The 26,004-nt window shown below is 62.1% G+C and carries 25 protein-coding genes; 15 read left to right on the forward strand and 10 right to left on the reverse strand.

Annotated features, from left to right (window positions below; genetic code table 11):
- Positions 1-2: 2 nt before the first annotated feature.
- The 4 genes from AC0L2H_RS03040 to AC0L2H_RS03055 form a co-directional block, all read right to left on the reverse strand.
- Entirely contained in the window at positions 3-836 is an 834-nt protein-coding gene (locus AC0L2H_RS03040; protein ID WP_107651300.1) for a carbohydrate ABC transporter permease, read from the reverse strand.
- Complete coding sequence (locus AC0L2H_RS03045; RefSeq protein WP_245441002.1) at positions 833-1,771, reverse strand: carbohydrate ABC transporter permease; 939 nt, start codon at positions 1,769-1,771, stop codon at positions 833-835. The genes AC0L2H_RS03040 and AC0L2H_RS03045 overlap by 4 nt, the downstream gene beginning before the upstream one ends.
- Before the next feature lie 64 nt (positions 1,772-1,835).
- A complete protein-coding gene (locus tag AC0L2H_RS03050; protein ID WP_473588793.1) occupies positions 1,836-3,122 on the reverse strand; it encodes an ABC transporter substrate-binding protein in 1,287 nt (428 codons plus the stop codon).
- A 116-nt stretch (positions 3,123-3,238) separates the two neighbouring features.
- Positions 3,239-4,255: a hypothetical protein gene (locus tag AC0L2H_RS03055; protein WP_107651301.1), complete on the reverse strand. Its 1,017-nt coding sequence runs from the start codon at positions 4,253-4,255 to the stop codon at positions 3,239-3,241.
- A 406-nt stretch (positions 4,256-4,661) separates the two neighbouring features.
- Between AC0L2H_RS03055 and AC0L2H_RS03060 the strand changes: the two genes are divergently transcribed.
- From AC0L2H_RS03060 to AC0L2H_RS03100, 9 genes are all read left to right on the forward strand, one after another.
- Positions 4,662-5,930, forward strand: a complete 1,269-nt coding sequence (locus tag AC0L2H_RS03060; protein WP_473588794.1) for an ADP-dependent glucokinase/phosphofructokinase — start codon at positions 4,662-4,664, stop codon at positions 5,928-5,930.
- Positions 5,931-5,941: 11 nt separating this feature from the next.
- Positions 5,942-6,715, forward strand: a complete 774-nt coding sequence (locus AC0L2H_RS03065) for an SDR family NAD(P)-dependent oxidoreductase (protein ID WP_473588795.1) — start codon at positions 5,942-5,944, stop codon at positions 6,713-6,715.
- Positions 6,716-6,777: 62 nt separating this feature from the next.
- Positions 6,778-7,599: a DeoR/GlpR family DNA-binding transcription regulator gene (locus AC0L2H_RS03070; RefSeq protein WP_473588796.1), complete on the forward strand. Its 822-nt coding sequence runs from the start codon at positions 6,778-6,780 to the stop codon at positions 7,597-7,599.
- A gap of 272 nt (positions 7,600-7,871) precedes the next feature.
- Positions 7,872-8,921, forward strand: a complete 1,050-nt coding sequence (locus AC0L2H_RS03075; protein WP_473588797.1) for a substrate-binding domain-containing protein — start codon at positions 7,872-7,874, stop codon at positions 8,919-8,921.
- A gap of 54 nt (positions 8,922-8,975) precedes the next feature.
- Positions 8,976-11,513 carry an ATP-binding cassette domain-containing protein gene (locus AC0L2H_RS03080; protein ID WP_473588798.1) on the forward strand — a complete coding sequence of 846 codons (2,538 nt, stop codon included), beginning with the start codon at positions 8,976-8,978 and terminating at the stop codon, positions 11,511-11,513.
- 11 nt (positions 11,514-11,524) lie between these two features.
- Positions 11,525-12,511: an ABC transporter permease gene (locus AC0L2H_RS03085; protein WP_473588799.1), complete on the forward strand. Its 987-nt coding sequence runs from the start codon at positions 11,525-11,527 to the stop codon at positions 12,509-12,511.
- An 11-nt stretch (positions 12,512-12,522) separates the two neighbouring features.
- Complete coding sequence (locus AC0L2H_RS03090; protein ID WP_473588800.1) at positions 12,523-13,242, forward strand: amidohydrolase family protein; 720 nt, start codon at positions 12,523-12,525, stop codon at positions 13,240-13,242.
- A 150-nt stretch (positions 13,243-13,392) separates the two neighbouring features.
- Positions 13,393-14,355 carry a sugar-binding transcriptional regulator gene (locus AC0L2H_RS03095; RefSeq protein ID WP_097575950.1) on the forward strand — a complete coding sequence of 321 codons (963 nt, stop codon included), beginning with the start codon at positions 13,393-13,395 and terminating at the stop codon, positions 14,353-14,355.
- A 397-nt stretch (positions 14,356-14,752) separates the two neighbouring features.
- Positions 14,753-15,724 carry an SDR family oxidoreductase gene (locus AC0L2H_RS03100; protein ID WP_473588801.1) on the forward strand — a complete coding sequence of 324 codons (972 nt, stop codon included), beginning with the start codon at positions 14,753-14,755 and terminating at the stop codon, positions 15,722-15,724.
- A 123-nt stretch (positions 15,725-15,847) separates the two neighbouring features.
- Here AC0L2H_RS03100 and AC0L2H_RS03105 read toward each other — a convergent pair whose 3' ends face one another.
- The 3 genes from AC0L2H_RS03105 to AC0L2H_RS03115 are packed head-to-tail and all read right to left on the reverse strand — an operon-like array spanning position 15,848 to position 19,725.
- Positions 15,848-18,127: a xanthine dehydrogenase family protein molybdopterin-binding subunit gene (locus AC0L2H_RS03105; protein ID WP_473588802.1), complete on the reverse strand. Its 2,280-nt coding sequence runs from the start codon at positions 18,125-18,127 to the stop codon at positions 15,848-15,850.
- 4 nt (positions 18,128-18,131) lie between these two features.
- Positions 18,132-19,151, reverse strand: a complete 1,020-nt coding sequence (locus AC0L2H_RS03110; protein ID WP_473588803.1) for an FAD binding domain-containing protein — start codon at positions 19,149-19,151, stop codon at positions 18,132-18,134.
- A 1-nt stretch (position 19,152) separates the two neighbouring features.
- Positions 19,153-19,725 carry a (2Fe-2S)-binding protein gene (locus AC0L2H_RS03115; protein ID WP_473588883.1) on the reverse strand — a complete coding sequence of 191 codons (573 nt, stop codon included), beginning with the start codon at positions 19,723-19,725 and terminating at the stop codon, positions 19,153-19,155.
- Between the two features lie 160 nt (positions 19,726-19,885).
- On the opposite strand from AC0L2H_RS03115, the gene AC0L2H_RS03120 reads away from it, so the two are divergent.
- The 3 genes from AC0L2H_RS03120 to AC0L2H_RS03130 all read left to right on the forward strand — a co-directional run bounded on the left by AC0L2H_RS03120 (position 19,886) and on the right by AC0L2H_RS03130 (position 21,212).
- Complete coding sequence (locus AC0L2H_RS03120; protein ID WP_473588804.1) at positions 19,886-20,320, forward strand: HlyD family secretion protein; 435 nt, start codon at positions 19,886-19,888, stop codon at positions 20,318-20,320.
- A 104-nt stretch (positions 20,321-20,424) separates the two neighbouring features.
- On the forward strand, positions 20,425-20,742 hold the full coding sequence (locus tag AC0L2H_RS03125) for a plasmid stabilization protein (RefSeq protein ID WP_473588884.1): 318 nt from the start codon (positions 20,425-20,427) through the stop codon (positions 20,740-20,742).
- 26 nt (positions 20,743-20,768) lie between these two features.
- Positions 20,769-21,212, forward strand: a complete 444-nt coding sequence (locus AC0L2H_RS03130; protein WP_473588805.1) for a PPC domain-containing DNA-binding protein — start codon at positions 20,769-20,771, stop codon at positions 21,210-21,212.
- Between the two features lie 15 nt (positions 21,213-21,227).
- On the opposite strand, the gene AC0L2H_RS03135 is transcribed toward AC0L2H_RS03130, so the two are convergent.
- Positions 21,228-22,502 (reverse strand): DUF763 domain-containing protein, encoded by a 1,275-nt coding sequence (locus AC0L2H_RS03135; RefSeq protein ID WP_473588806.1) that lies wholly within the window; start codon positions 22,500-22,502, stop codon positions 21,228-21,230.
- Between the two features lie 110 nt (positions 22,503-22,612).
- On the opposite strand from AC0L2H_RS03135, the gene ku reads away from it, so the two are divergent.
- The 3 genes from ku to AC0L2H_RS03150 are packed head-to-tail and all read left to right on the forward strand — an operon-like array spanning position 22,613 to position 24,764.
- On the forward strand, positions 22,613-23,446 hold the full coding sequence (gene ku / locus AC0L2H_RS03140; protein ID WP_473588807.1) for a non-homologous end joining protein Ku: 834 nt from the start codon (positions 22,613-22,615) through the stop codon (positions 23,444-23,446).
- Positions 23,447-23,454: 8 nt separating this feature from the next.
- The gene (locus AC0L2H_RS03145) at positions 23,455-23,709 is read left to right on the forward strand and encodes a hypothetical protein (protein ID WP_146172575.1); all 255 of its coding nucleotides are present in this window, start codon (positions 23,455-23,457) and stop codon (positions 23,707-23,709) included.
- Positions 23,710-23,765: 56 nt separating this feature from the next.
- A complete protein-coding gene (locus AC0L2H_RS03150) occupies positions 23,766-24,764 on the forward strand; it encodes an ATP-dependent DNA ligase (protein WP_473588808.1) in 999 nt (332 codons plus the stop codon).
- 10 nt (positions 24,765-24,774) lie between these two features.
- On the opposite strand, the gene AC0L2H_RS03155 is transcribed toward AC0L2H_RS03150, so the two are convergent.
- Positions 24,775-25,221, reverse strand: a complete 447-nt coding sequence (locus AC0L2H_RS03155) for a GFA family protein (RefSeq protein ID WP_473588809.1) — start codon at positions 25,219-25,221, stop codon at positions 24,775-24,777.
- A 143-nt stretch (positions 25,222-25,364) separates the two neighbouring features.
- Entirely contained in the window at positions 25,365-25,892 is a 528-nt protein-coding gene (locus AC0L2H_RS03160; RefSeq protein WP_473588810.1) for a YciE/YciF ferroxidase family protein, read from the reverse strand.
- Between the last annotated feature and the right edge of the window lie 112 nt (positions 25,893-26,004).

The raw sequence follows: 26,004 nt of genomic DNA on the forward strand, positions 1-26,004 counted from the left end.
ATCTAGCCTTTCACCGCGCCGGCGAGCAGCCCGCGCACGAAGGCGCGCTGGACCAGCACATAGAGGAGGATGAGGGGAAGCGCGATCAGCGTGAGCACCGCAAACAGCGCACCGGGATTGGCCATGTACAGGCCCGAATACTGCATCGGCACGATGGTGAGTGTCTTCATCTCGGCTTTGGTGAGCACGATGAGGGCGAGGAAGAATTCGTTCCAGGTGACGATGAACTGCCAGATCGTGACGAAGACAAGTGCTGGCCTGACCAGCGGCAGCGCCACGTGCCAATAGGTCTGCCAAGCATTGCAGCCATCGACGCGCGCCGCTTCGAAAAGCTCGCGCGGCGCATCCTCCAGGAAGGATTTGAGGATGACCATGGCAAAGGGTACGCCAAGCGCAGCATAGGGCAGGATCAGGCCGATATAAGTGTTCACCCAGCCGAAATTCTTGAGCAGTATGGCAAGCGGCAGCACCATGGAGGCGAGCGGCACCATGAGTGTCGTCAGCAGCGTCGTGTAGAGGAAGAGCGAGCCCTTGAGCCGCAGGATGGCGCAAGCGAAGGCGAAGAGCGAGGCGACGGCCACCACGATCGCCACCGTCGCGACCGTCACGATAAGGCTGTTGAGGAAGATGCCGCCAAGCGGATTGTCACGGATGACCGTGACGAAGTTGTCGAAGGTGACCGGCCAGGTGAAGAGCGCCGCATCGAAGGCCTGGGCCGGCGTCCTGAGACCGATCGACAGCATGTAGACCTGCGGGATCATCCAGAAGCCGAGCACGATGAAGAGAACCAGATGGATCACGGTGCTGCGAAGACGGGAGCGGGCAAGCGGGGTCACGCGCGCTCCTTTCCGGCCGGCGTCAGGCGGGCGCCGAGCGTCACGATCTGGAGCAGCGAAAGGACCAGCGCGACGACGAGCACGATGACGGAAAGGGCCGCACCGCTGCCGGTGTCGCCGAGCACGAAGCTCTGCTTGAAGATGAATGTGCCGAACACCTCGCTGGCGCGGTTCGGGCCGCCGCCGGTCATCAGATGGACGATCGGGAAGGTCTGCAACGTGCCGATGACGCCCAGCAGCAGCAGCGACTTGGTTGCCGGCGCCAGCATTGGCACGATGACGTATACTGCAAGCCGCCAGCCCCTCGCCCCGTCGACGCGCGCCGCGTCCAGCACCTCGCTCGGCAGGTTTGCGATGCCGGCGATGTACATGAGCATCGAAAAGCCGGTCCACTGCCAGATGTTGACGAGGATGAGCGCATAGATCGCCATCTTCGGGTCGCCGATCGGCGAGGTCATCATGACGAACCCGACATGCTTCAGATATTCCTGGGCGATGCCGTAGTAAGGCGCATAGATCTGCACCCACACCAGGCTGATGACCGAAACCGAGGTGACGACCGGCAGAAAGAACATGGTGCGGAAGAAGCCGCGCAGGGCATGGGTATGCCGCTCGATGAAATAGGCAAGCAGCCCACCGATAAGCATCTGCACCGGGATGGTGATCACGCCCCACAAAAGCATGTTGCGCACCACGATCCAGAAAGTCGGATCACCGAGAACCGTCACATAATTCGCGAGGCCGGCGAAGGAAGATACGCCGCTGCCCGAACGAATGTAGAGGCTCTGTCCGGCCACCCAGAGGATGGGATAGGCAATGAAGACGACGAACAGAAGCGTCGCCGGCAGAGCGAAGAGATAGAGCGTCGAGGTTCTCGATGCCGGCCGCCGTTCGATCGCCGCCGCGGGTCCGGCTCGCACGGCTTCTGCGCGCATAATGCTCACCCTGTCAGATCAACGGGGACCGGGCGCTCGCAGGCGCCCGGCCGGCCGCTGCGGTTCATTGAGCGGCGAGCGCCTTTTCGGTCGCCGCCTCCACGGTCGCAAGTGCTGCCTCCGGCTCGGTGCTGCCGGCCGCGACAGCGGCAAGGGCGTTGTCCAGCGCCTCGGCGACGGCCGGCGAGGCAAACCTCTGGTTCTCGGCCCTTGGCAGGTCGGCCATGAAGCGTGCCGACATCTCCTTCACGTGGTCGGTGATATCGCCCTTCGGTGAATGGCCTTCGAAGGCCGGCAGATCGTTGAGGTCGTTCAGCGCTTCCTGGAGGCCGGCGCCATTGGTCAGCTCCGCCAGGAAGGTCCATGCAGCGGGGTTCTTGCCTCCGTTCTTTGTCAGCCCGTAGCCGATGTCGATGCCACCGACCGGCGGGCTCGCCGGATTGCCTTGCTTGACTGGCGGCATGTAGAAGAAGTCGAAGCCTTCCATGTTCTGAACATACTCCGAAAGCGGCGGCGGGAACTTGCTTTCCTGCATCCACCACGAGCCGAGCGCCATCATGCCGACCTTGCCCTGCGCGAAGAGCTGGGCGCCCGTCGGATAGGCATGGGCGCCAAGCGCGCCCTGCTGGAAGATGCCGTCGTCGAAGAGGCCCTTCCAGGCCTTCATGGCCTCGACCAGTTCAGGCGCGGTCCATGGCGTCTCGCCGGCCTGTGCCTTGTCGACGATGCCGGGCGAGAACTGGTTGGCGAGCATCAGGAACACGTTCTCGTTCTGCCAGCCGTCGGCCGCTCCCTGGAACATCGGGATATAGCCGCCGTCGGTCAGCGCCTTGGCCGCCGCCTTGAGCTCGTCATAGGTCTTCGGCGCGGCAATGTTGAGTTTTTCGAAGATCTTGCGGTTGTACCAGATGCATAGGACCTGCGATTCCTGCGGGACAATGTAGTAGTTCTTGTCTCCCGCCGGATTGCCCATCAGCATCTGCTTGCGATTGACCGGGAAGATCTTCTGCGCCCAGTCCGCGCCCCATTCCTTCTCGGCGCGCTCGTTCACTGCCTCCAGATTGTCCCGGTACTGCTGTGTCAGCGATCCCGGCTGCAGGCCGATGACGTCAGGCAGGCTGCCTGAGGCCGCCGCCGCCTTCAGCGCCGTGATGTATTCAGGAGAATAGTTGTAGTAGGTGTATTTGACCTTGATGTCCGGATGGGCCTTCTCGAAAGCCGCGATCGACTTGTCCATCGTGCTCTGGATGAACCAGGACCAGACCGTCACTTCCTTCTCGTCGGCCCAGGCCGAACCGGCGGCAAGAGCCGCCGTAAGGATGGTCGTCGCAAGAAACAGCATTTTCCTCATTATGTTCCTCCCTTTTTCTCCAAGCATGCGCGCCACGCGGCCTCTTACTCGCGGGCGTCGTAACCCCTCAGGGGCCACGTTCCGAAGGAGACGAAATGGCGTCTCCCTGTCAGTGGTCAGGCGGCCTTGGCGGCCGCGACCTTCAAGACGTCCTCCGTAATGGCCCGGTCGTCCGCCAGCGACCGGTTGGGGGCAAGGCCCAGTTTCTGCAGTTCACCGTGATAGGCGCGGACAGCCTCTTCCGGCCCCATCTCCCCGTCGGCGACCGCTCGCATCAGAATGATCAGCTGAAGCGGCGCCTCGGCGAGGTTGATCTTGCGCCCGAAGAGGGCCAGCCGCGCGCCGTAGCGCTCGGATTGAGCGACGAGCTCGAATGTGTCGCGCGTTGTTCCGGCGCCGCCGCCGAGCACGCCGACAATGAGTTCGGAATCGAAATTGACGAGCTCTTCCAGCGCCTTCGGTCCGTTGTACGGGGTTTTGAGGAAGAGCGGCCGATCGGCGCGCGGCACGCTTGCCAGCGACTTGATGATATTGTCGTTGACGAACTCGCCGATCTCCTCGCGGCTGAGCCCGATGTCGACGCTTGGATTGAAGACCTCGTAGAAATATTTGAAATTGTGGCTGGCAGCCTCTGCCCGGAATTCGGCAAAGGCGTTCAACGTGCGGATATCGAGCTCGATATTGTTGCTGAAGGAGACCGAGTACAGGCCGAGATTTGTGCCGCTCGTCGGATAGTTGGCAACGAGGCGGGCGAGATTGGCATCGCGAAAGGGAATGGATGGCGTCTGCGTATAGACGCCATGCCGGACCGCCCCCCAGCACATGGTTTCGAGATTGGCGCGGATCGCCGGCTTCACCTCGCTGCCAAGAAAGGCGGCACGTTCGTCCAGCAGTTCGAGATTCGACTGCGACACCAGCATGATGTCGACGATGTCCTGCCTGATGATCGCCTCGATCTGCGCGATGAATTCCTGGCGGCTGCGGCGGCGCGGCGGTCTTGCCGAATAGTCGAACCCGGTCGCGGTCACGCCCGCTCCGACATCGCTGTCCTTGGCATCGGCGATGATGAAGTCGGTGGGCTTGTAGTTGCCCGCCCGGATGTTCGCCAGTTTTCTATCGAGTCTCGTGAGCATCGGTGTTCCTCAAAATTCTGGACGGCTCGGGCCGCGGCGCGTCCTCTCGCCGCCAAAGACCTGCAGCCATATGCCGATTCTTTTCATAATCTGTCAATAGCTATCTAACTCTCTCGAAATTTTACCAGTCGACACCTGTTCGCAGGCATCAATGAGCAGGATTTTTTGCGTATGGATTTACAAATCCTATTTAATAACAACAGTTTATACTAGAAAATCGATGCCATCGGATGCCCTTTCAATGTGCGATGCAGGGAGTAGGAATTTTCAACATCATGGCTACGGCCGGTTCCGGAACTCGCCGGATATGCATAATTCTGGCAGCCTTCCGCAAAACCGCATTGACGATTTGGAAGATAATGGTAGCAATTGACATCATTGCCGGGTAGGGAGGATTTACGCGGCCATGCAAGAGGTTTTCACTGGATCTTGGGCCGATCGCTATGCCGCCCTGACGAACCCGCGATCGGGTCCGTTGAGCGCGAGCGCCCTGTCCCGGTCCGGATTGGTTCTGTGCGGCATAAGCGCCTGCGTGGATGCCAGGATCGACATGCGCGACATTCAGCCCTTGCTGGACGCGCCCGAGGCAAGCCCGGCCGGGGAACTTGCATCGCTTCTGCTCTCACGCGCCGCGCGCGGTATCGGCGGCGAGGTCCGTTTTGAATGGCCGCAAGGTCCGGCCTGGCTGCGTGAGCGGCTCGAGCCACGCTATGCGCTCGGCGGAACCGGTCCGCAGGCCGCCTGGGTTCTCTCGCGGCTGGGCGTGCCCGCGCTGATCGCGCTCGAGGATCGCCACGAGCAGATGCTGCGGCAAATCCCGAGCGGTGTTCTGCTCGCCGAAGGTGGTGTGATGAAGACGGTCGACGCGATCAAGCCGGCCGGACCGCACATTCCCGAAATATTTATCTTCGAATACACGGCAGGCCAGCCGATCGGCACGCTGGTGCCTCCGCGCTCATCACGCGTCATCGTCCGTTTCTGCGACCGGGGCATCCAGCGCGATGCAGATTTCGAGGCACTGTCCCGGCAACTGGCGTCATCGGCTGCCACCGGCTTGCTTTCCGGCCTCAATGACGAGGCGGTGGAGAATGTCGGCACGGCCAGCCGGCATGTCTTCGAACTCAGTCGGGCCTGGAAGGCGGCGGGGCTCAAGACCATCCATTTCGAGCTCGCCGGTTACGCCTCGCTGGCCGCCGTGGAAGAATTGCTCGCCCAGGCAAAAGGCACAATTACTTCTCTCGGCATGAGCCATTCCGAGCTTCTCGCCATGGACCCTTCGGCCCAATCACCCCAGCAGGCGATGATGGCGCTCGCGGAGCGCCTGGATCTTGAACGCGTGTGCGTTCACGCCGACACCTGGGCCGCGGCCATCACGATCAACGATCCGCGCGAGGAGGAACTTGCCTTGATGACTGGCTGCGCCATCGCCAGCTCACGCGCCGCTACGGGCGCACCAGCCGAGATCATTACCACGGCGCCCGAGGTTCAGTTCCACACCGTGCCGTTCGAAATGCCGGTGCGCAAAGGGCGCTGGGCCTTCGTCGCATGCGCTTCGCCTTACGTCGAAAAGCCGGCCACCACACTTGGCCTCGGCGACAGTTTCACGGCCGGTTGCCTGCTGATGCTTGGCCGGCACAACCGGGCCGACACGCGCACCGCACTCAAGCAAGCATGAAGGAATATCCGATGTATCTCGAACGATTCCGCCTGGATGGACAAACGGCATTCATCACCGGTGGAGGACGCGGCATCGGCCTGGCGACGGCCGAGGCGCTGGCCGAAGCCGGCGCGCGGGTGATCATTTCAGACATGAACCCAGACGTGCTCGAAGCCGGCCGGCGGGAATTGACCGAGAAAGGCTACACGGTCGAAGCTGTCGTACTCGACGTTACCGATTCCAAGGCAGTCGCGGCCGCCGCCCGATCGGCCAACCAGCGTTATCAGGCCGTCGATATCCTGATTGCCAATGCCGGCATCGCTTGGCCGGATACAGGTGGCGAGGAGATGGCGGATGAGGCCTGGCTGAAGGTGGTCGATGTCGATCTCAACGGCGCCTACTGGTCATGCCGGGAATTCGCCAGGCCGATGCTGGAACGCGGTCGCGGTTCCATCGTCACGCTCGGCTCCATGTCCGGCCTGATTTCGAACAAGCCGCAGCGTCAGGCGCACTACAATGCGGCCAAGGCGGCCGTTCATCACCTGACACGCTCGCTTGCCGGCGAATGGGCGGAGCGGGGCGTGCGCGTCAACTGTGTGGCTCCGACCTATGTGGACACTGTCATGTCCCGCGACGGCTTCACCGACGACAAACTCATGCCGGTCTGGATGGACATGACGCCGATGAAGCGCGTGGCGCGGGCGGACGAGATCGCAGCACCCATCCTCTTTCTTGCCTCCAGTGCTTCCAGTGCGATGACCGGCTCGGTGGTCGTGGTGGATTGTGGATACACGATTTGGTAGAGATTGACCGAAATTGATCGGAAACCGGCCGGCATCATAGCCAGCCACCAACCGGGTGATGCATGGAGTCTCCGAGTAAGCGCGTCGACATCGTTCCGGCCAAACGGCGGGCTCTGATCTTGGAGCATCTGCGGATCAACGGGGCAGCCAGCATCCAGGAACTGGCCGACACGATCGGCGGTTCTCAATCGACCGTTCGGCGCGACCTCGAGGATCTCGTGGAAAAGGGCTACCTGGAACGCACCCATGGCGGAGCGCACCTGCTTCAGCCGATGCGGGCCACCTTCGAAAGGGAGATGACGGTCAACGCCGAACTCCAGCACGCGGAAAAGGTGGCGATCGGCCGCGAGGCCGCCCTGCGCCTCAGTGCGCGAGACAGCGTCATCTTCGACAGTTCCTCGACGGTCATGGAGGCGGTTCGCGCGGCTGCCGAGCGCGATCTGCCTCTGACCGTGGTGACCAACAGCCTGCAGATCGCCGACTTTGCCGCTGACATCAAATCCTGGCGCATCATCCTGCCCGGCGGCACCGTCAGGCCGGGCTATCGCCATCTTGCCGGCGAGCCGGGTGAAAGCTTCATCAGGACGCTCCACGCCGACCTTTGCATGACCGGCGCATCAGCGGTAACCGGCACCCTGCTCACCGAGACGGCGCTCGAGGTTGCATCCCTCAAGCGGGCCATGATTGCGTCAGCCAGGCGAACAATTCTGCTTGTGGATGGTTCGAAGTTTACGGCACCTGGCTTCTGCACGCTCTGTGATATCTCCGAGATTGACGAAGTCATCACCGACGACAGCGCCTCCAAGGAGGCGCTGGGCCTGCTGCGATCGGAGGAGTGCCTGGTGACCGTTGCCTCCACAAGGGCGTCGATGTCAGCGGCATAGCGAAATCCGGACGGCTCGCGCAGGGTTTGCCATCGACTCGATCATCGCTTCTGCGGCCATCTTAAGCGCCGACGCGCGCCGCCTCTCGTCTTTGATCTGTCTGTCAGCGACCATTTAAATAATTGCCTACCTATCGATCAAACGCCCGAAGCAGGCCTCAACTTTGCCGTTGACTTTGCGAAATTGCCGCGCAATTATTCTCTAGCCGAGCAAATGATCGGCACATGGAGGTGCTTGCGCACCGCCGGGAGAGGACCAAAGGGAGGAATGCCATGAAATTGCTCAGGGGGCTGGCGGCCGCCGTGCTGCTGGCGTTGGCCGCCGCGATTGCGGCGGGACCGGCTTATGCCCAGGCGCTGTCTGGAAAGAAGATCGGGATCGCTGCGCGTGAGATCACCAACGACTACAACCGTGACATCATCGCGGGCGCCACCGCCGTGCTCAAGGCGGCCGGCGCCGAGGTCGTGGTGACCGATGGCGGGACAGATCCGCGCAAACACAACGAGAATATCGAGAGCCTTGTCAATTCCGGCGTCGCCGGCATCATCGTGCAACTGGGTGATCCAAAGCAGCTTGCGCCGGTCGTCGCCAAGGCGAATGCCGCCGGAATTCCGGTGATCACGACGTCGATCGGCTCCAAGACGAAGGGCGCGATCGCCGATGTCGGTGGCGACGAGGCCCTGATGGCCGCCATGCTGGCGCGCTCGCTTCTTTCCAGCATCGATTACAAGGGCAATGTCGTCGCCTTCTGGGTGCCCGGCGCGCCGCTCCTCGAGACACGCAAGCGCGTCTTCGAGGCCGTTGTCGCCGACTATCCCACCGTCAAGGTGCAGTGGGTGCCGACCGAGCACAGCGCCGCCAAGGTGCAGACGCAGATGGAAGATCTGCTGACCGCCAATCCCGAAAAGGGCAGCATTGCCGGCGTCTGGGGTGCCTACGATCTGTTGGTGTCCGGCGCGGTCGAAGCTGTCAGGCGCTCCGGACGCGATGAGATCAAGATAGCCTCCATCGACGGCGACCGGATCGGTTTCCAGATGCTGCTCGACGAAGGCAGTCCGTTCGTGGCGACCATCGTGCAGGATGTGCCGGCGATCGGTCGGCTTGCAGCCGAGACTCTCGTTTCCGCCATCGGCGGCAAGAAGGACTTTCCAAGCGCCATCTTCACCGAGGTCTATGTCGCAACCCACGCCAACGGCGCCGCCGCGGCGGAAAAGCGCTGGGGGCCCTCGGTCTGGGATGACCTCGCCATCGCCAAGAAAGACGTGGAAGGCCGTTGGCCTCAAGACAGCGACCTCATCGTCGTACGGCCCGTCCTCCCGTGATGCGCATCGCTGGAGCGGAAGCCCCGCTCCAGCACTTTCTTAAAGGTCGTTGGAATGTCCATGGTAAGTCCGGAAACGCTCTCCGCGCCGGCTGTTCGGCCGGCCGTGGAATGTCGTTCGATAAGGAAGTCTTTTCCGGGCGTCGTTGCCCTCGACGATGTATCCCTGTCGATAGCACAAGGCGAAATCCACGCTCTCCTCGGCCAGAACGGGGCCGGCAAGTCGACGCTGGTCAAGATACTGACCGGGGTCTACCAGGCGGACGCCGGACAGATCTTCATCGATGGCAAGGAAGTCCGTCTGCGCGACGTCCGCGAGGCGGAAGCCAAGGGCATAGCCATCGTTCATCAGGATCAGCAGCTCATCGCCCAGTTCGATGTGGTGAGCAACGCGCTTCTCGGCAACGAGATCGTGCGCATAGGTGGCCTGCTGGACCGCAAGACCATGCGCCTGCGCGTGCAGGAGGCGCTCGACCGCGTCCAGGCCGAGTTCTCCCCCAACGCGCTCGTTCGCGACCTGTCCGTGGCGCAGAGAGCCCAGGTGGCGATCGCTGCCGCGCTGCTGCGCAATCCGACGGCCCTCATACTGGACGAGCCGACGGCCTCGCTCAGCGACAAGGAAGCCGAACACCTGTTTGAGGTCATCCGCTCGCTGCGGGCGCAGGGTGTCACCATCATCTACATTTCCCACTATCTCGATGAAGTGCTGGGCCTCGTCGACCGGATTTCCGTGCTGCGCGACGGCAGGCTGGTTGCGACGACGCCCGCCGCCGGGGTCTCGCGCGGCGACATTGTCAAAATGATCGTCGGCCGCGAAGTCTCGCAGCTCTATCCCAAGGAGAAAGTGCCGATCGGTTCGCCATTGCTTGAAGTCCGCGGCCTGGCGCACGGTTCGGCGCTGCGAGGCGTCGACCTCACGGTTCGCCGCGGCGAAATCCTCGGCATAGCGGGCCTTGTCGGCGCGGGACGCTCGGAGTTGGCGCTTACGCTCATGGGGGCGCTCAAGCGCGACGCAGGCACCGTCAGCATTGACGGCCGCCCGTCCAATCCCGCCGATCCACGCATCGCCAATGAGCAAGGTTTCGCGCTGATCCCTGAAGATCGCCGGCAGGAAGGACTTATCGCCGACCTGCCGGTCCGCGAGAACCTCACGCTTTCCAACATCGCGCGCTGGGCGCGGTTCGGGCTGCTCAATCCTCGCCTGGAAGCGGGAGCCGCGCGCGAGCTTGTCGACCGTCTCGCCATCCAGCCGCCATCCATAAAGACGCTCGCACGAAACCTCTCGGGCGGTAACCAGCAGAAAGTGGTCGTCGGCCGCTGGCTGACGGGCGAGTCCCGGGTTTTCCTGTTCGACGAGCCCACGACTGGCGTGGATGTCGGCTCCAAGATCGAGATCTACCGGCAGATGGTGGAATTGGCGCGTTCCGGCGCGGCCGTGATCTTCATCTCCTCGGATTTCGAGGAGATATCCGCCATGTGCGACCGGACCGTGGTGATGCGGAGAGGGCGCATCAACAAGGTGATCGACGATCAGGCGCAAGCAACGCCGGAGGCCTTGCTTTACTGGGCCTCGGGCAGCGCGGCCCCGGAAACGGCCGAAGCGGCTACAGCGCAGGCGGCCAGATCGCCGATGCAGACCGCCCTCGACGCCATGTTCTCGCGCTGGAGCACGATTGCCGGAATGCTTCTGACGGTCGCGGTCATCGCCGCCCTTGCCCCGCAGTTCGTCGGCCTGGGCAATATCTTCGATGTGCTGAAGCAAGGCAGTGTCCTGGCCTTTATCGCGCTCGGCCTGACGGTGGTTCTGATTGCCGGCGGCTTCGACATGTCTGCCGGCGCGGCCAGCCAGTTCGCCGCCAATGTCGCGGCCGGCACGCTGATCGGCGGGTTCGGTTCAGCCGCGGCCATCGGCCTTGGCGGTTCCCTCGGCCTCCTGATCGGCGTCATCAATGCCGGCCTGATCTTGTTCCTTCGCATTCCCGCCTTCGTCGCCACGCTGGGCATGATGTTCGTCATCATGGGAGCGACGCTGCTTTACAATGGCGGCCAGGCGCTGACGCTCAGCGATGCGCCGGGCTTCTTCTTTCTGGGACAAGGCTATGTCGGGCCTGTTCCTTTCGTCTTCATCCTGCTCGTCGCCTTCACCTTCGTCCTTCACGTCATTCTCAAGGAAACGCGGCTCGGACTGCGCATGTATGCGGTGGGCCAGAACGCGGCGGCGGCGGCGCTGCGCGGGGTCGGACTGAAACAATATGCGTTTGCTTCCTGCGCGCTCGGCGGGCTGGTGCTGGGCCTGGCTGGCGTGTTCCTGGCCTCCTACAGCTATGGTGCATCGGCGCTCGCCACCGGGGTCGACTTCCTGATCAGCGCGCTCGCCGCGACCTTTCTCGGCAGCACCATCTCCCGCGCCGGCGAGCTCAACGTGATCGGCACCGTCGTGGCGGCGATCTTCCTGGCCTCACTGTCCAACGGCCTGATCCTGATCGGCGTCTCAAGCCAGGCTCTGCCAGGGATTCAGGGGATTGTGCTTGTGCTCTCCATTTCGCTCGGCCTGGTGCGCAAGCGCTCCATCGGGCAGATCATGATTTTCTAGAGGTCGGCTCCATGCAATCCTTCGCTGCCGCGAAACGCTCCCTCGACGCCTTTCTGCTCGAGCAGCTTCGCGCCTATGGGCCGGTCATCGGCATGCTCGCGGTCCTGTTGATCTTTGCGGTGCTGAAGCCGTCCTTCCTGAGCGCCGCCAATGTCGGCAACGTCCTGCACCAGAGCGTCATCCTCATCATCATGTCGTTTGGTCTCGCCGTGGTCATGGCGATGCGCGGGGTTGATCTGTCGATCGCGCAGATCGCCGACGGCGCCGGTCTGCTCGCCGCGGTGCTCATGCTGCACAGGGAGCCGCTTTGGATCGTCATTCTCGTTCCGATCGCGTTCGGACTGATCGCGGGCCTCATCAACGGACTGCTGACGGCCTATGCCGGCATACCCGCGATCATCTCCACGCTGGGGATGATGTTCGTGATCCGCTCCGGCGAACTGCTGATGACCAACGGGGCCGAGCCCCAGATCCTGTTCACACTGCCAAGGGGACTTACCCGCGATTTCCTGTTCATCGGTCAAGGCTCGATCGGCCCGGTGTCGGCGCTCGTCGTGCTTGGCGTCGCGGTGTTCGTCCTGATGATGATCGTCACCAACCTGACGACATTCGCACGCCGTGCCAGGGCGGTCGGCGGCAATTCGCGCGCGGCCTACCTTGCCGGCGTCAACGTCCGCGCGGTGTTCGCAAGCGGCTTCGTCCTTGCCGGCCTGCTGTCCAGCATCGCCGGAGTGGCGCTTGTTGCGCGCACCAGCATTGCCGTGCCCCGAGGCGCCGAGCCCTATCTGCTCGACGCCTTCGCCGCGGTCTATCTCGGCACCCTGCTGTCGCGGCGCGCCGAGATAACCATCTGGGGCACGCTGCTGGGCGGTCTGTTCATCACTTTTCTCGGCAACGGCCTGACCTTGCTCGGCCTCGGCGCGCCCTACCGTTATGCCCTGAACGGCGGTTTCATCCTGCTGGCCATGGCCGTCGGCGCTCTGAAGCGCAATCAATAAGGGAGAACATCATGAGCCTCGTCATCGACGCCCACAACCATCTCGGCGACCGTCCAGGCGCCCGCCAGACCGGTGCGGAACTGGTTGCCAAGCTTGACGCCGCCGGTGTCGACAAGGCGGTGGTATTTCCGTTCGTGGAGGGCAATTTCACCAACGATTTCGTCAAGGACGCCTATGATCAGTTCCCCGACCGGCTGATCCCCTATTGCGCGGTCAACCCCTGGGAACGCGACGCGGCCGACACTGTGCGCCATTGCATTACGCAATGGGGCTTCAAGGGGCTGAAGCTTCATCCCACCATAAACGGGTTCCATCTCGCCGATCCCGAACTGGTCGATCCGCTGTTCAAGGTCGCGGACGAACTGGGATTTCCGATCATCGTCCATGGCGCAAGCGACCTGTTCAACAGCCCGCCGGAGTTCGCGATGATGGCCGCCCGTTTCCCCCGCGTACCGCTGATGATGGCCCATATGGGTTTCTTCTGGGCGGTCGATCAGGCTATTTCCTTTGCCAGCCAGTTCGAGAATCTCTATCTGGAAACGTCCAGGGCGCCGATTTTCGAGATCCAGACAGCCGTCAAGAAATTGGGGCCTCATAAAGTCATTTGGGGGACGGATTCTCCATTCGTGGACTACGAGTTCGAGTTCAAGAAGATGGAGCGCTCGACACAGGACCGAGAGGGCTACGCATCGATTGTTGGCGGAAATATCGCTCGCCTGCTCAAGCTCTGACGCCAGGCTTGCATAGAGCTGGATGAGTTGAAGCTGACATCCTGCTCTAAGTCTTTGTTTTTGCGCATGATCTTGTCCGAAAGTGCAATTTTTCGGGATCATGCTCCAGGGGTGGGCTGACATGATTTGGAAGGTGTTTTCTTGACGACGATGATCGAGCGTTCGGATCCGGCTGGAGAGCGCCGGCTGGATCTCGCCGCGCGCGCGGCCTGGCTCTACTATTTCAAAAGCCGGACGCAGGAGCAGATCGCGACCGAGCTCAACATTTCCCGCCAGATCGTCCAGCGATTGATCGCGCTCGCCAACTCCGAGCGGCTGATCCGGTTTCAGCTCATACATCCCCTGGCGGAATCGATCGAACTGGCTGACCGGCTGAGGGATCGTTTCGAGCTGATCTATTGCGACGTGTGCCTGAGCGAGAGCGGCAGCAGCGAGGACATTCCTTCCGTCGCCACGCAGGCCACGTTCTATCTCGAGAACATCATCCAGCAGAAGGCTCCCCTGACCATCGGCATGGGAAGCGGCGGCGCGATGCGCGAAGTCTCACGCCGCCTGCCGCCCATGGACAGGCCCCAGCATCATTGTGTCTCGCTGATGGGTAACCTGACGCGCGACGGCCGTGCAACGCATTACGATGTCGTCACGAGATTGGCCGAGCGCCTCAATGCCCAATGCTATCCGCTTCCCGTGCCTGTCGTTACCAATACGATCGAGGAGCGCGAGGTGCTGCAGGCCCAGCCGGGCTATGGCGTCCTGCGTTCCCTGGTGGAAGAGGCCACCTTGCTCATCATGGGCATAGGCTTTTGGGGCCCCCAGGCGACGCTCTATCGCGACGGTTTCATCACCGCGGCCGAAACCGCCCAGGCGATGGACGCCGGCGGGGTCGGCGAACTGCTCGGCTGCGCCATATCGGCCGACGGTGAAATCGTCGACGCGGCCTATCACGACCGGCTGACTTCCTTTGTCAGGACGCAGCCGGCGGACCGACCCACGACCATTGTGGCCTCGGGCGTCTACAGGGCGCCGGCAATACGCGCCGCCCTAAAGGGCCGACTGGCAAATTCGCTGATAACGGACGAGAACACAGCGAGACTTGTGCTGTCCATGGATTGATGACGCCTGCCAGACCGGAGTGTGCCGTACGCATTGGTCGGAGGCCGCATCGGCTGAAGGGCTGAGACACCAAGCCGTTGGAAAAGACCAAAAAACGCCAGCGGCTTTCGCTATGGGCGTTTGTTCGCTATGGGCGTTTGGTTGTCGTTGGTTGCGGGACAGATTTGGCTCTCTCGTCCCACGGCGCGCCGTGCCCGCAAAAGCCGCAAATAAAGCCATGAAACAAGCGCGACCTTCTCTAGTCGTCGGAGCTGACCCAGAACGCGGCTTTCAGGTGGTTGCTCGTCTTCCGATACCGCAAACGGCCATTTCCGAAGCCGGATAGAAGAATGAAGCCGCAGGCGTAAACCTTTTCGGGCGATATGCGTTGTTCATTCTCCAGACCAGGGAGACGATCATGCAAATGAAATCGGAAATCACCGGCGAGGCCGCCAAGCAACGCCATATCCAGCGCGGCATCGACGCCAAGGACAAGGCAAAGACCAACGGCAAGCAGCAAGGCGCCATGCAGGCGGGCGCTCGCAACTATCCGGAGCCACCCTTCCCCGAGCAGCACCAGCCGAAACCGGGACATGAATGGGCGATAGAGCCGGCGCCACTCTATGATGCGCCATATTATCTCGGGTCGAAAAAACTCGACGGCAAGATAGCCCTGATAACGGGAGGCGATTCAGGCATCGGCCGCTCGGTCGCCGTGCTGTTCGCCCGCGAGGGCGCCGACATTGCGATCGTCTACCTGGCCGAGGACAAGGACGCCGAAGTGACGAAGGCGGCGGTAGAGAAGGAAGGCCGGCGCTGCATCCTGATCAAGGCGGATGTCAGCGAACGCGACCATTGCCGCAAAGCGGTTGCGGAGACGGCGGAAAAATTCGGCCGGATCGATGTGCTGGTCAACAACGCGGCCTTTCAGATCCACTCCAGCGATTTCGGCGAGCTGACCGAAGAGCATTTCGACACGACGCTGAAGACAAATCTCTACGGCTATTTTCATATGGCCCAGGAAGCGGTGCCGCACATGAAGCCCGGCTCGGCGATCATCAATACGGGTTCGGTAACCGGCATCGAGGGGTCGAAAGCACTCGTCGACTATTCCATGACCAAGGGCGGCATTCACGCCTTTACGCGGGCGCTCTCGGGCAATCTGATCGGCAAGGGGATCAGAGTTAATGCCGTGGCGCCAGGCCCGGTGTGGACGCCGCTCAACCCATCGGACAAGGAAGCCGGCGACGTGGCGAAGTTTGGCGCCGACACCCCAATGAAACGGCCGGCACAGCCCGAGGAACTCGCTCCGGCCTACGTCTTCCTCGCCTCGCCGCACTGCTCGAGCTACATCACCGGCGAAATATTGCCTGTGGTCGGCGGCTATTGAGAACCCTGACTCACTGGGGTCGATTCTTGCAAGTGAGGGAACGGCTTCGCCCGCAAACCATGCCCAAGGGGCAAGGTGCGTAAGTTCTACCCTTGCCCTCTTGCTTGGGATCGGTGCACACGGTCAGGTGATCAAATCGTCGATCCTGATCGGCAGATCGCGGATGCGTTTTCCCGTGGCATGATAGACCGCACTCGCCACGGCGGCCGCCGTTCCGACATTGCCGAGTTCGCCCAGCCCTTTGACGCCGGCGGGATTGACCTCATGGTCAACCTCCGGGACAAGGATCACGTCGACCGCTTTGATATCGGCATTGACCGGCACGAGATAGTCCTGCAGGTCGCGGTTGACATAGCGGGCGTGGCGCTGGTCGATCTCCGTCGCTTCATGCAGCGCCTGGCCGATGCCCCAGATCATGCCGCCCATCAGCTGGCTTCGCGCCGTCCGCGTGTTCATGATCCGCCCGGCGGCAAAGGCGCCGACCATCCTTGGCACCCGTATCTCCCGCGTATAGCTGTTGATGCGCACTTCGACGAACTCCGCGCCAAAGGCGTATTTCACCGAATCCTTGTCCTGGTCGCCGCCATGGAATTCGGCTTGCCCGGCATAGAGTTTTTTCAGCGCCTCGGGCGAAGAACCCTTTGGCGTGAATTCGGCGTATTCCTCGATCGCGCCGATCTGCATCGCCTTGAAGACGTCGGCGAGCTTTGCGGATTTGCCGGTCTCGGTGACGACCTCTTCGTTCGTCATGTCCAGCTTCGCATTGCCTGACCCGGCAAGAGGACCATCGTTGCCCGCTGCCGCCGCGAACAGCTTCTCGCGCACCGCCTCGCACGCCTTGAGCACCGCCGAGCACACGCTCGCCGTCGAAATCGAGCCGCCCGATACCGGGGCCGGCGGCAGGGCGCTGTCACCCATCTCGACGGCTACCTTGCCGACATCGACGCCAAGTCTCTCGGCCGCCATTTGGGCCGCAACGGTGCGCACACCGGTGCCAATCTCATGCGAACCGCACTGAACCCGAACCTGGCCATCGGCTGTCAGCCTGACCCGCGCGGCGCATGGCGCCGCCGCGGTCGGGTAAATCGCGGTCGCGCATCCCATGCCGACCAGCCAGTCGCCGTCGCGCATCGAGCCGACGGCCGGATCGCGCTTCGACCAGCCGAAAGCCTCAGCGGCCTCGTCGTAGCATTTGATCAGGGATCGGCTAGAGAAAGGCTTGCCGCCGATCGGCTCTTTCTCAGGCTCATTGATGCGACGGAACTGCACCGGATCCATGCCGAGCGCCACCGCCATTTCGTCCATCGCGTTCTCCAGCGCATAGACATAGGGCGTCTCGGGAGGCGATCGCATGTAGCCGGGTGTGTTGCGGTCGGCATGCACCAGTGAAACCCGCGTCAGGACGGAGCCGTAACCATACATGCGGCCGGTCGCGGACGTGCCGCCGACGACATAGGCGTCCGGCCGCGAGGTCACCTCCCAGCCTTCGTGCGCGAATGCCGTGATGCGGCCATCCTTGCCCGCTCCGATCCGGATGCGATGACGCGTCTCCGCCCTGTAGGTTTGCGTACTAAACGCCTGCATGCGGCTGACCACGCAGCGCACCGGCCGGCGCACACGGCGGGCGGCAACAGCCACGATCGCCGTACGGGCTGTCATAGGTCCCTTCGAACCGAAGGCGCCGCCGATATAGGGGCTGACGATCCGCACATTGGCCGGGTCGATCTTCAACTGCCGTGCCAGCTCGATCTTCCAGCCGGTAACGTTCTGGCTTGGTTCGTAAATCGTGAGCTTGTCGCCTTCCCACATAGCGGTTGTCGAAAACAGTTCGATCGGATTGTGATGCTGGGTCGGCGTCGAATACTTCTGGTCGATCTTCACGGCGGCGGTCGAGTAGGCTGCTTCAAAATCACCTGCCTTGACGTCCTCCTTGAACAGCGGGCTCTTGCCGGCCGCTGGCTCCATCTCCGTTCCTGCGGAATCGAAGCTGGCGCTGGGAGTCTCTTGCGTATAGTCGGCGCTGATCTGCATCGCGCCCTCCTCCGCCGCCTCGAATGTTTCGGCCACCACCAACGCTATGATCTGGCCGTCATGGAAAATGGTCCTGTCGTGCAACGGGGCGATCGAGCTGGCGCCAGTGTTGCCAAATTTCGGCTTGTCGACGCCATCCATGTCGCCGATGCTGACGATGTCGAGGACACCGGGCACGGCGCGGGCTTTCTCGAGCCTGAGAGCGGAAACCCTGCCTTTGGCAATGGTGCTGGCGGCAAGTGCGCCATAGGCGACATTGGCGACGGCAAGATCGGCAGGATAGCCGGCTTGCCCGGTGACCTTCAGCCGGGCGTCGACCCGCGGGACGGGATTTCCCATGTTCTGCTTTGGCGCGGGAGCAGCTTGGTTCATTGTCCTAGACCTCCATATCGCGCGTTTCGAGCAGGGCCCGCACCAGCGTGCGTTTGCCGAGCGGTATTTTGAATGCGTTGTGCCGGCGCGGCTTCGCTTCGGCGAACGCCGCGTCGGCGGCAGCTTCGGCCATGTTCTGATCGAGCCGCTTTCCCTCCAGCGCTTCTTCCGCTGATCGCGCCCGCCATGGAACGGTCGCCACGCCACCAAGCGCTATGCGTGCCTGCCTCACCGTGTCGCCGTCCATGTCGAGAGCCACAGCCGCTGAAGCCAGCGCGAACGCATAGGATTCGCGATCGCGTATTTTGAGGTAGCGCGAGCGGCGGCTCCACTCACTGAAGGGGACGTTGATCGCCGTGATCACTTCGTCGGCGGCCAGATCGGTCTCCACATCGGGCGTATCGCCGGGCAGACGATGCAGCTTGGCAAACGGTATTTGCCGCGCGCCGCGCCTTCCCTCGACATCGACCACGGCGCCGAGCGCGATCAACGCCTGGGCGAAATCACCGTGATAGGTGGCAATGCAGGCGTCGCTTGTGCCAAGCACCGCATGCTGCCTGTTCAAGCCCTCCATTGCCGCGCAGCCGGAGCCCGGCTGGCGTTTGTTGCATGGCCAGGACGTCTCGCGGAAATATTCGCATCGCGTCCGTTGCAACACATTGCCGGCAAGGCTGGCCATGTTGCGGATTTGGCCGCTGGCGGCGAATTTCAGGCTTTCGGCGAGTAGCGGGCAATGGCGTTTGACGTCGTTGCTGTCGGCTGCTTCACCCATCCTGACAAGGGCGCCGAAGCGAATGGTGCCTTCGCTGATCCTGATCTGCCGCAGCGCGGGTTCGGCAAGCTCATTGAGATCGACCAGGCGCTCTGGCCGCGCCACTCCCAGCTTCATGTAATCGACCAGATTGGTCCCGCCGGCGATGAATTGAGCATCGGCCTGTGTCGGAGCGCGCCCGTCGGCAAAAGGTGAGGCCAGGGCTACCGCCGCGGAAATGTTGGTCGGTCGTTCAAGGACGAACGGGCGCATCTCAGGCTCTCCTCATCTCGTCCCGGGCCTGGAGGATGGCGGCGACAATGTTCGGATAGGCCGCGCACCGGCATAGGTTGCCGCTCATATATTCGCGGATGTCGTCCTCCGAGCCGGCGTGGCCTTCGCTGATACAGCCAACGGCGGATAGGATCTGGCCCGGTGTGCAATAGCCGCATTGGAAGGCATCATTGTCGATGAAGGCCTGCTGCATCGGGTGCAGGCTATCATCGGCCGATACGAGTCCCTCCACGGTCGTCACCTCCCTGCCCTCGTTCATGATGGCGAAGCTCAGGCACGAGAGTACCCGCTTGCCGTCGACAAGCACGGTGCAGGCCCCACACTGGCCGTGGTCGCAGCCCTTCTTGGTGCCGGTCAGGCCGACATGGTCGCGCAACGCGTCCAGCAGGCTCGTACGGTTGTCGAGGGCAAGATTGTAGACCTGTCCGTTGATCCGCATCGCGACCGCCGAGAGATCATGCGGCTCCGCCCTCCTCGCAGATGACGGTTCGGCGGCTTTCGTCGGCGGCGCCATCAGCGGCATTGCCGCGGCCGCCGAAACAGATCCGGTCATGAAGCTGCGCCGGCTGAGGCTTGGAGAGATCGGGCTGCTGGTTGATGTGGCATCGGACATGGCTGGCTCCCGGCTGGCTCAAGTGGCCCGAACCATCGAGTGGGAACAAGGTTCCCTCCTCACACTGGTGTGAACCCAGATTACGGTTCTTCAGGCGCAAGTGAAGAACGCCGAAGCCAAGCTCCAGCAAGCGAAGGCCAGCCAGGACCAGGCCCACACGGCGCTGGCGCGAACAGCCATCACAGCGCCTGTCGCCGGCAGGGCAACGAACATTTCGGCCGCCAGCGGCACTTATGCCCAGCCGGGTCAGGTCCTGATGATGTTTGTTCCCAACGAAGTCTGGGTCAAAGCCAACTTCAAGGAGACGCAGCTCGACCTGATGCGCGCCGGACAGCCGGTCGACATCGATATCGATGCGTATCCGGACAAGACCTTCGGCCGAGAGGAAATCATCAAGCGCGTGCTAACCGTGCTGGGGAACGTTTCACGGAGCGCCAGCGTTGGTTCAATGCTGCGGACCGCGTCAACCGGGCACGGCGGTATGATGAACAGGGTAGTTTTCCCGGTTTCATATTCTGGCCAACGAATGGAATAGCATCTGTCCCGCCCGGTCCGCAGCCATGCCGGCGATAGCGCTGTTTGTGGTTGGAACTCTATTGCTGGCTTTCCGTTCAGACTCCATCAGCAGGAGAAACTGTCATGCCACGAGGCGACAAATCGAAATACACCGACAGGCAGGAACGTAAAGCCGATCATATTGCGGAAGGGTACGAAAAGCGCGGCGTCTCGGAGAAGGAAGCTGAGCGCCGGGCATGGGCCACGGTCAACAAGGACGATGGCGGCGGCAAGAAAGCGGGCGGCTCCGGCCGTGGCAAACACACCGGTAATCCGGCTGCCCACAAAGGTGGCGAAAAGGGCGGCAAGGCATCAGCCTCGCGCTCAGCCGCGAGCCGGTCGGAAGCGGCCAAAAAAGCCGCGGCCACCCGCAAGCGCAATGCCGAACACCGTGCTCATTGACTGGTCGGCATCGTCGGAGCAGAGGCATGAAATCACAGCTTGTCGGTGAGGCCAGCGGTCAAAGGACATTCGTTGTGGTGCTCGATCCCGGCGAGGAAGCCTTCGCCGCGCTGACCTCGTTTGCCGCCGATCAGAACATCGGCGGCGCCTCGCTCACCGCGATCGGAGCTTTCGAAAGGGCGACCGTCGGGTGGTTCGATTTCGAGGAAAACGACTATCGCAGGATACCGATCCTTGAACAGTGCGAGGTGCTGAGTGCGATCGGCGACGTTGCGACAGGTGACGACGGCAAGCCCAGCCTTCACGTTCATGCGGTGCTTGGGTTGCGGGATGGCACGACGCGGGGCGGCCATCTGCTCAACGGACTTGTCCGACCGACGCTTGAGGTCATGCTGGTCGAGACTCCCGGCCACCTCCGGCGCAAAAAGCGTCCTGAGCTTGGCATCGCTCTGATCGATCTCGACGCCTGAGCGGGCAGCCCAACCTCACTCGGTTCCATTTCCATTCCTCTTCCGCTCCGGGGCCGACTTCTCAGGCGCCTTCTCCCAACCGAATACACTGCGGCCGCCGAGCAGGTGTGACTGATCGAACTCGCCGGCAACGATTTCCTTGAGGCTCGGACCGGTGACATAGCGTTCAACCTGTCGGGATTGGTCATCCAGTCGCTTCAGCGCGCCGATCTCTTCATGCCCGCCAAGTTTGGCCTTCCGCACCGCTGATTTCAGGACGCCGATCGTCTCGTCATAGACCTTGAGTGGCACTGGAAACGGGTGCCGGTCCTTGCCGCCATGCGCCAGCGAGAAGCGCCCGGGGTCGGAAAATCGGCATGGCGCGCCATGCAGTACCTCCGCAATCAGCGCCAGCGCCCGCACGGTTCGCGCGCCAACCCCAGGCACCAGCAGGAGTTCCGAAAAGTCGGCTGGACCGCGATCGGCGGCTGCCGCGATGTTGCCGTGCAGACGGCGCATGACAACATCGCTTTCGCGTACATCGTGATGTGCCGGCATGACCAGATGCGGCAGCATCGGCTGTTCCGGACTTGCTTGCGCGCCCCGCTCCAGAGCGGAGAATTCCCTCACGATCCGGTCTGGCCCGAGATCCTGCAAAAGCGCCAATTGTCCCTGACGCGAGGCATCAGCGCGCCGATCCGTCAGATTGACGATTTCGCCCTGGTTGGCGCCCTCGATCGCCGCGTGCGGCTGGTCGACGAAGCTTTTCAAGCCTTCGGACAGCCAGTGATAGCGGCGCGCCACCTTGCTGTCGCCATTCATGCCTTGCTGCACGACGACCCAGTCGCCGTCATCGGTGACGATGAAACCATGCAGGTAGAGATCGAAGCCGTCCTGGACCGCGGCGCTGTCCACCTTGGCGACCAGCCGGCTGGCGGTTGCAAGTGCGGTCCCGTCGAAACCGACGCGCTCGCCAATGGCGGCAAGCTCATGCGGGGTCTTGCGCGAATGCGCGCCACGGCCGCCGCAGACATGAATGCCAAGTTCGCCGGAGAGCGGCGTCAGGCCACGCTTCAGGGCGCCGACGACGCTGGTCGTGATCCCCGAAGAATGCCAGTCCATGCCCATGACGGCGCCGAAGGACTGGAACCAGAACGGGTGCGCCAAGCGACGCAGCAATTCCTCGCGGCCGTAGTGATGGACGATCGCCTCGCACATGACCGCGCCAAGGCGCGTCATGCGATCGCCCAGCCATTTCGGCACGCGTCCGCCGTGAAGCGGAAGATCAGCACTTCCAGATCGCTGCGCCAAATCCTTCTCCAATTACGTCCAACGGAAACGTCCTCATCTTCACGGTCAGGAACGAATCTTGCCGCCGCCCGTTCGAGTGTCAGACCTGATCATCAGACCGGGATGAAAAGATGGCTTCGCCACGTGCGGCCTGGAAAGGCTTCCTGAAGATCGGAACGGTGTCCTGCGGCGTCAAGATCATCGGCGCCGTCACCGAGGCCGAAAAAATCCATTTCAAAATCCTCAACCGCGAGGATGGCCTCCCCGTGAAGAGCGCTTATGTCGACGAAGAGACTGGCGAACCAGTCGAAACGGAAGACCAAATCAAGGGATACGAATCCGAAAAGGACGAGTTCATCCACATTGAGCCGGACGAGATCAAGAAGATCAAGCTGGTGTCGCAACATACGCTCGAGGTCGAGGAGTTCGTGTCGATTGCCGATATCGACCCGCGCTATCTCGAAAAACCCTATTATCTTGTTCCTGCCGACGGCGCTTCCCTCGAAGCTTTCGCCGTGATCCGTCACGCCATGGCAAGAAAGAAGGTCGCGGCGCGCTCCTGCGTGGTGCTCTACCAGCGCGGCCGGGAAGTGCTGATCCAACCCCTGGGCAAGGGCATGCTGCTGACCGAGCTGCGCACCCATGACGAGATGATCTCCGCCGAGACCGTGTTCAAGGACTTGAAGGCGCGCAAAGTCGACCCGGAGATGCTCGAAATCGCTCAGTTGCTGATCGAAAAGAAGCCGGCCAAATTCGATCCGTCAAAATTCGAAGATACCTACGAAAACGCGCTGATTGCGATGATCGATGCAAAGCGCAAGGGCAAGAAGCCGCCGAAAGCGGCGCCCAAGCCGAAAACAAACGTGGTCAATCTCGCCGACATATTGCGCAAGAGCCTCGCCAAGGAAGGCGGAGCCTCCTCCGCAAAGTTCAAGGCGTCAGCGCGCAAGCGCAAGAGTGCGTAGGAACCGGCATGGCAAAACAGCTTTCAAATGTACGCAGAGTGCTGAAAGACAACGTCGAGACCGACTTGCAGGCGAGGAAATTGGCAAAGGAGGCAGCGGCAAGCCTTCATCCGCAAGCTGCCGCGACGGAGCAGAAACTGCTGGAGGCCTTCAGGCTAATTCCGGTGGCAAAACGGCTGCGGGGAGAGAGCGAAGCCGCCCGCCACGCCGCGCTGGACTTGCTGGACGAAGCAGAGAAGGATTCTTCGGAAAAGGAACATTAGTCCGCCCTTCTGAGAGCCGATGTGGTCGGCTTGGTGCAGCCTGAACACATCCGGTCATGAGCGCATTTGCCCTCCCACTCGACACCCCGCCCATGGAAGCCAAGGTCGCCGACCATATCCCCAGCGATCGCGATCTTTGGCAATATGAACCGAAGTGGGATGGCTTCCGCTGCCTAGCGTTCAAGGACGGGGCTGCGGTTGAATTGCGCGCCAAGTCGGGAAAGCCGCTTGGCCGATACTTTCCCGAACTTGTCGCCGTGTTGCAGGAACTTAAGGCGAAACAATTCGTCGTGGACGGTGAGATCGTCATCGACGTCGGCGGCTCATTTTCGTTTGAGGCGCTGCAGGCGCGTCTTCACCCTGCCGCAAGCAGGATTCGCAAGCTGAGCGCACAGACACCTGGCACGCTTGTCCTTTTCGACATGCTGGCAGCGCCAGGCGGCAAGGTAATGATGGAAAATCCGCTCGCCGAAAGGAGAGAAGCGCTCGAGGCCTTTTTCGCCTCAGCGCGAAGCTCCGGGCTGCAGCTTTCGAAATTTACCCGCGATGCCGCCACCGCCGGACGCTGGCTGAAGGACGCCGGCCATGGGTCGACCGACGGCATCGTCGCCAAGCAGCTTGGCGACACCTATCGTGCGGGCGAGCGTGCGATGGTCAAGGTGAAAAGGATGCGCACCGCCGATTGCGTCGTCGGTGGATTTCGCTATCTGGCCGGCCGCCGCGAGGTCGGCTCGCTCCTGCTTGGACTTTATGACGATGAGGGCAGGCTCGACCATGTCGGCTTCACCTCGACCATCGGCAACGAGACCAGGCCTGACTTGACCAGGCAACTGGAGGGACTTCGCGCCGAACCTGGTTTTACCGGCAGGGCGCCGGGCGGGCCGAGCCGCTGGAGTACGGAGCGCAGTGGAGAGTGGGAGCCGGTGAGGCCTGAGCTTGTGGTCGAGGTGCGTTTCGATCATGTGACCGGCGACCGTTTCCGGCACGGCACCAGATTGTTGCGGTGGCGGCCCGACAAGCTGCCTCGCCAATGCACGTTCGAGCAGCTCGACTAGGTCGCGGCAGTCAGATTCCTCCTCGCTCGCTCGGATTTCCGAACGATGGATCGCGTTGTCTCGAATAGGTCTCCACGCGCGGCAATTCATCGCGAAAATCGACCCACGGCAACCTCATGTTCCAATAAGCATGCGCCTGCGGCGGAAAGCGCTCCGGATGGTCGAAAAAGCCGATCGCCAAATAAAGTTCTTCAGGCAGACCCTGGTCGAAATAGGATATCGATGTCCCGCAATCCGAACAAAAGCCGCGCAGCACTCCTCTCGTCTTTGAAAACGTCTTTGGCGTGCCGGTCAGCAATTTGAATTCCGCAGGCCGATAGCCGACCCACACGGTGAGAGGGCTTCCCAGCGCCTTGCGGCAATCGTCATCGTGATCGGAGCATATCCAGAACGGCTCACCATGCATCTCGGCCTTGATGGCGCCGCAGAAACAAGCACCGGTCTCGAGCCTGTTCATCAAGCTGTCCTCCTTCCGCTTAAGTCAGCTCCTCTGCGGAGGATGCCGAAAATTTGCGTGGGAGCGTGGTGGACCGTTCCATAGCGAAGGCGGAGCCCTGGCGGGCCTGCCAGGGTTCCGCCCGCAGCAGGTAACGATGGGGACTACGCGGCTTCCTGGAGAGCACGTTCGTTGACACCGCCCTCGCCAAGACCGGAAAGCGCTTCGTCGGTCGCGACCTCCTCCTTGAGCGTTGCATTGAGGAGGTCGACGACATCGCTCTTTCCGAGTTGCTCGGCCCAGGCAGCCAAAGTGCCGTACCTCGCGATCTCGTAATGCTCGACTGCCTGTGCGGCGGCAACCAGGCCGGCGTCGAGCGCGGGCGCGCCTTGATAGTCTTCGAGGATTTCCGAACCTTCTTCAAGGATACCGTCAATCGCCGGACAGGTCTTGCCTCGCGCGGCTTTGCCGAAGATCTCGAAAATCTCCTCGAGGCGCTCGACCTGGCCCTCTGTTTCCATACGGTGTTTCTCGAAGGCCGCGGCGACCTCCTCCGACTCCGCGCCCTTGGCCATTTTCGGCAGCGCCTTCAGTATTTTCTTTTCGGCATAGTAGATATCTTTCAGTCCATCGAGGAACAGGTCCTCGAGACCTTTGCTTGCCGCCTTCGCGGCCTTCCTTGTCGTCGCCATGATCGTTTCCTCTGGGTTGAAGCGCCTCTGAAAAAAGGAGGCGTTCGATAACCCGACTGGGGGAAACTTGTTCCGCCATCAGTCAACGACATCGCAAAATTTGTCTCACGGG

This window comes from Mesorhizobium sp. WSM4871, assembly GCF_055811295.1.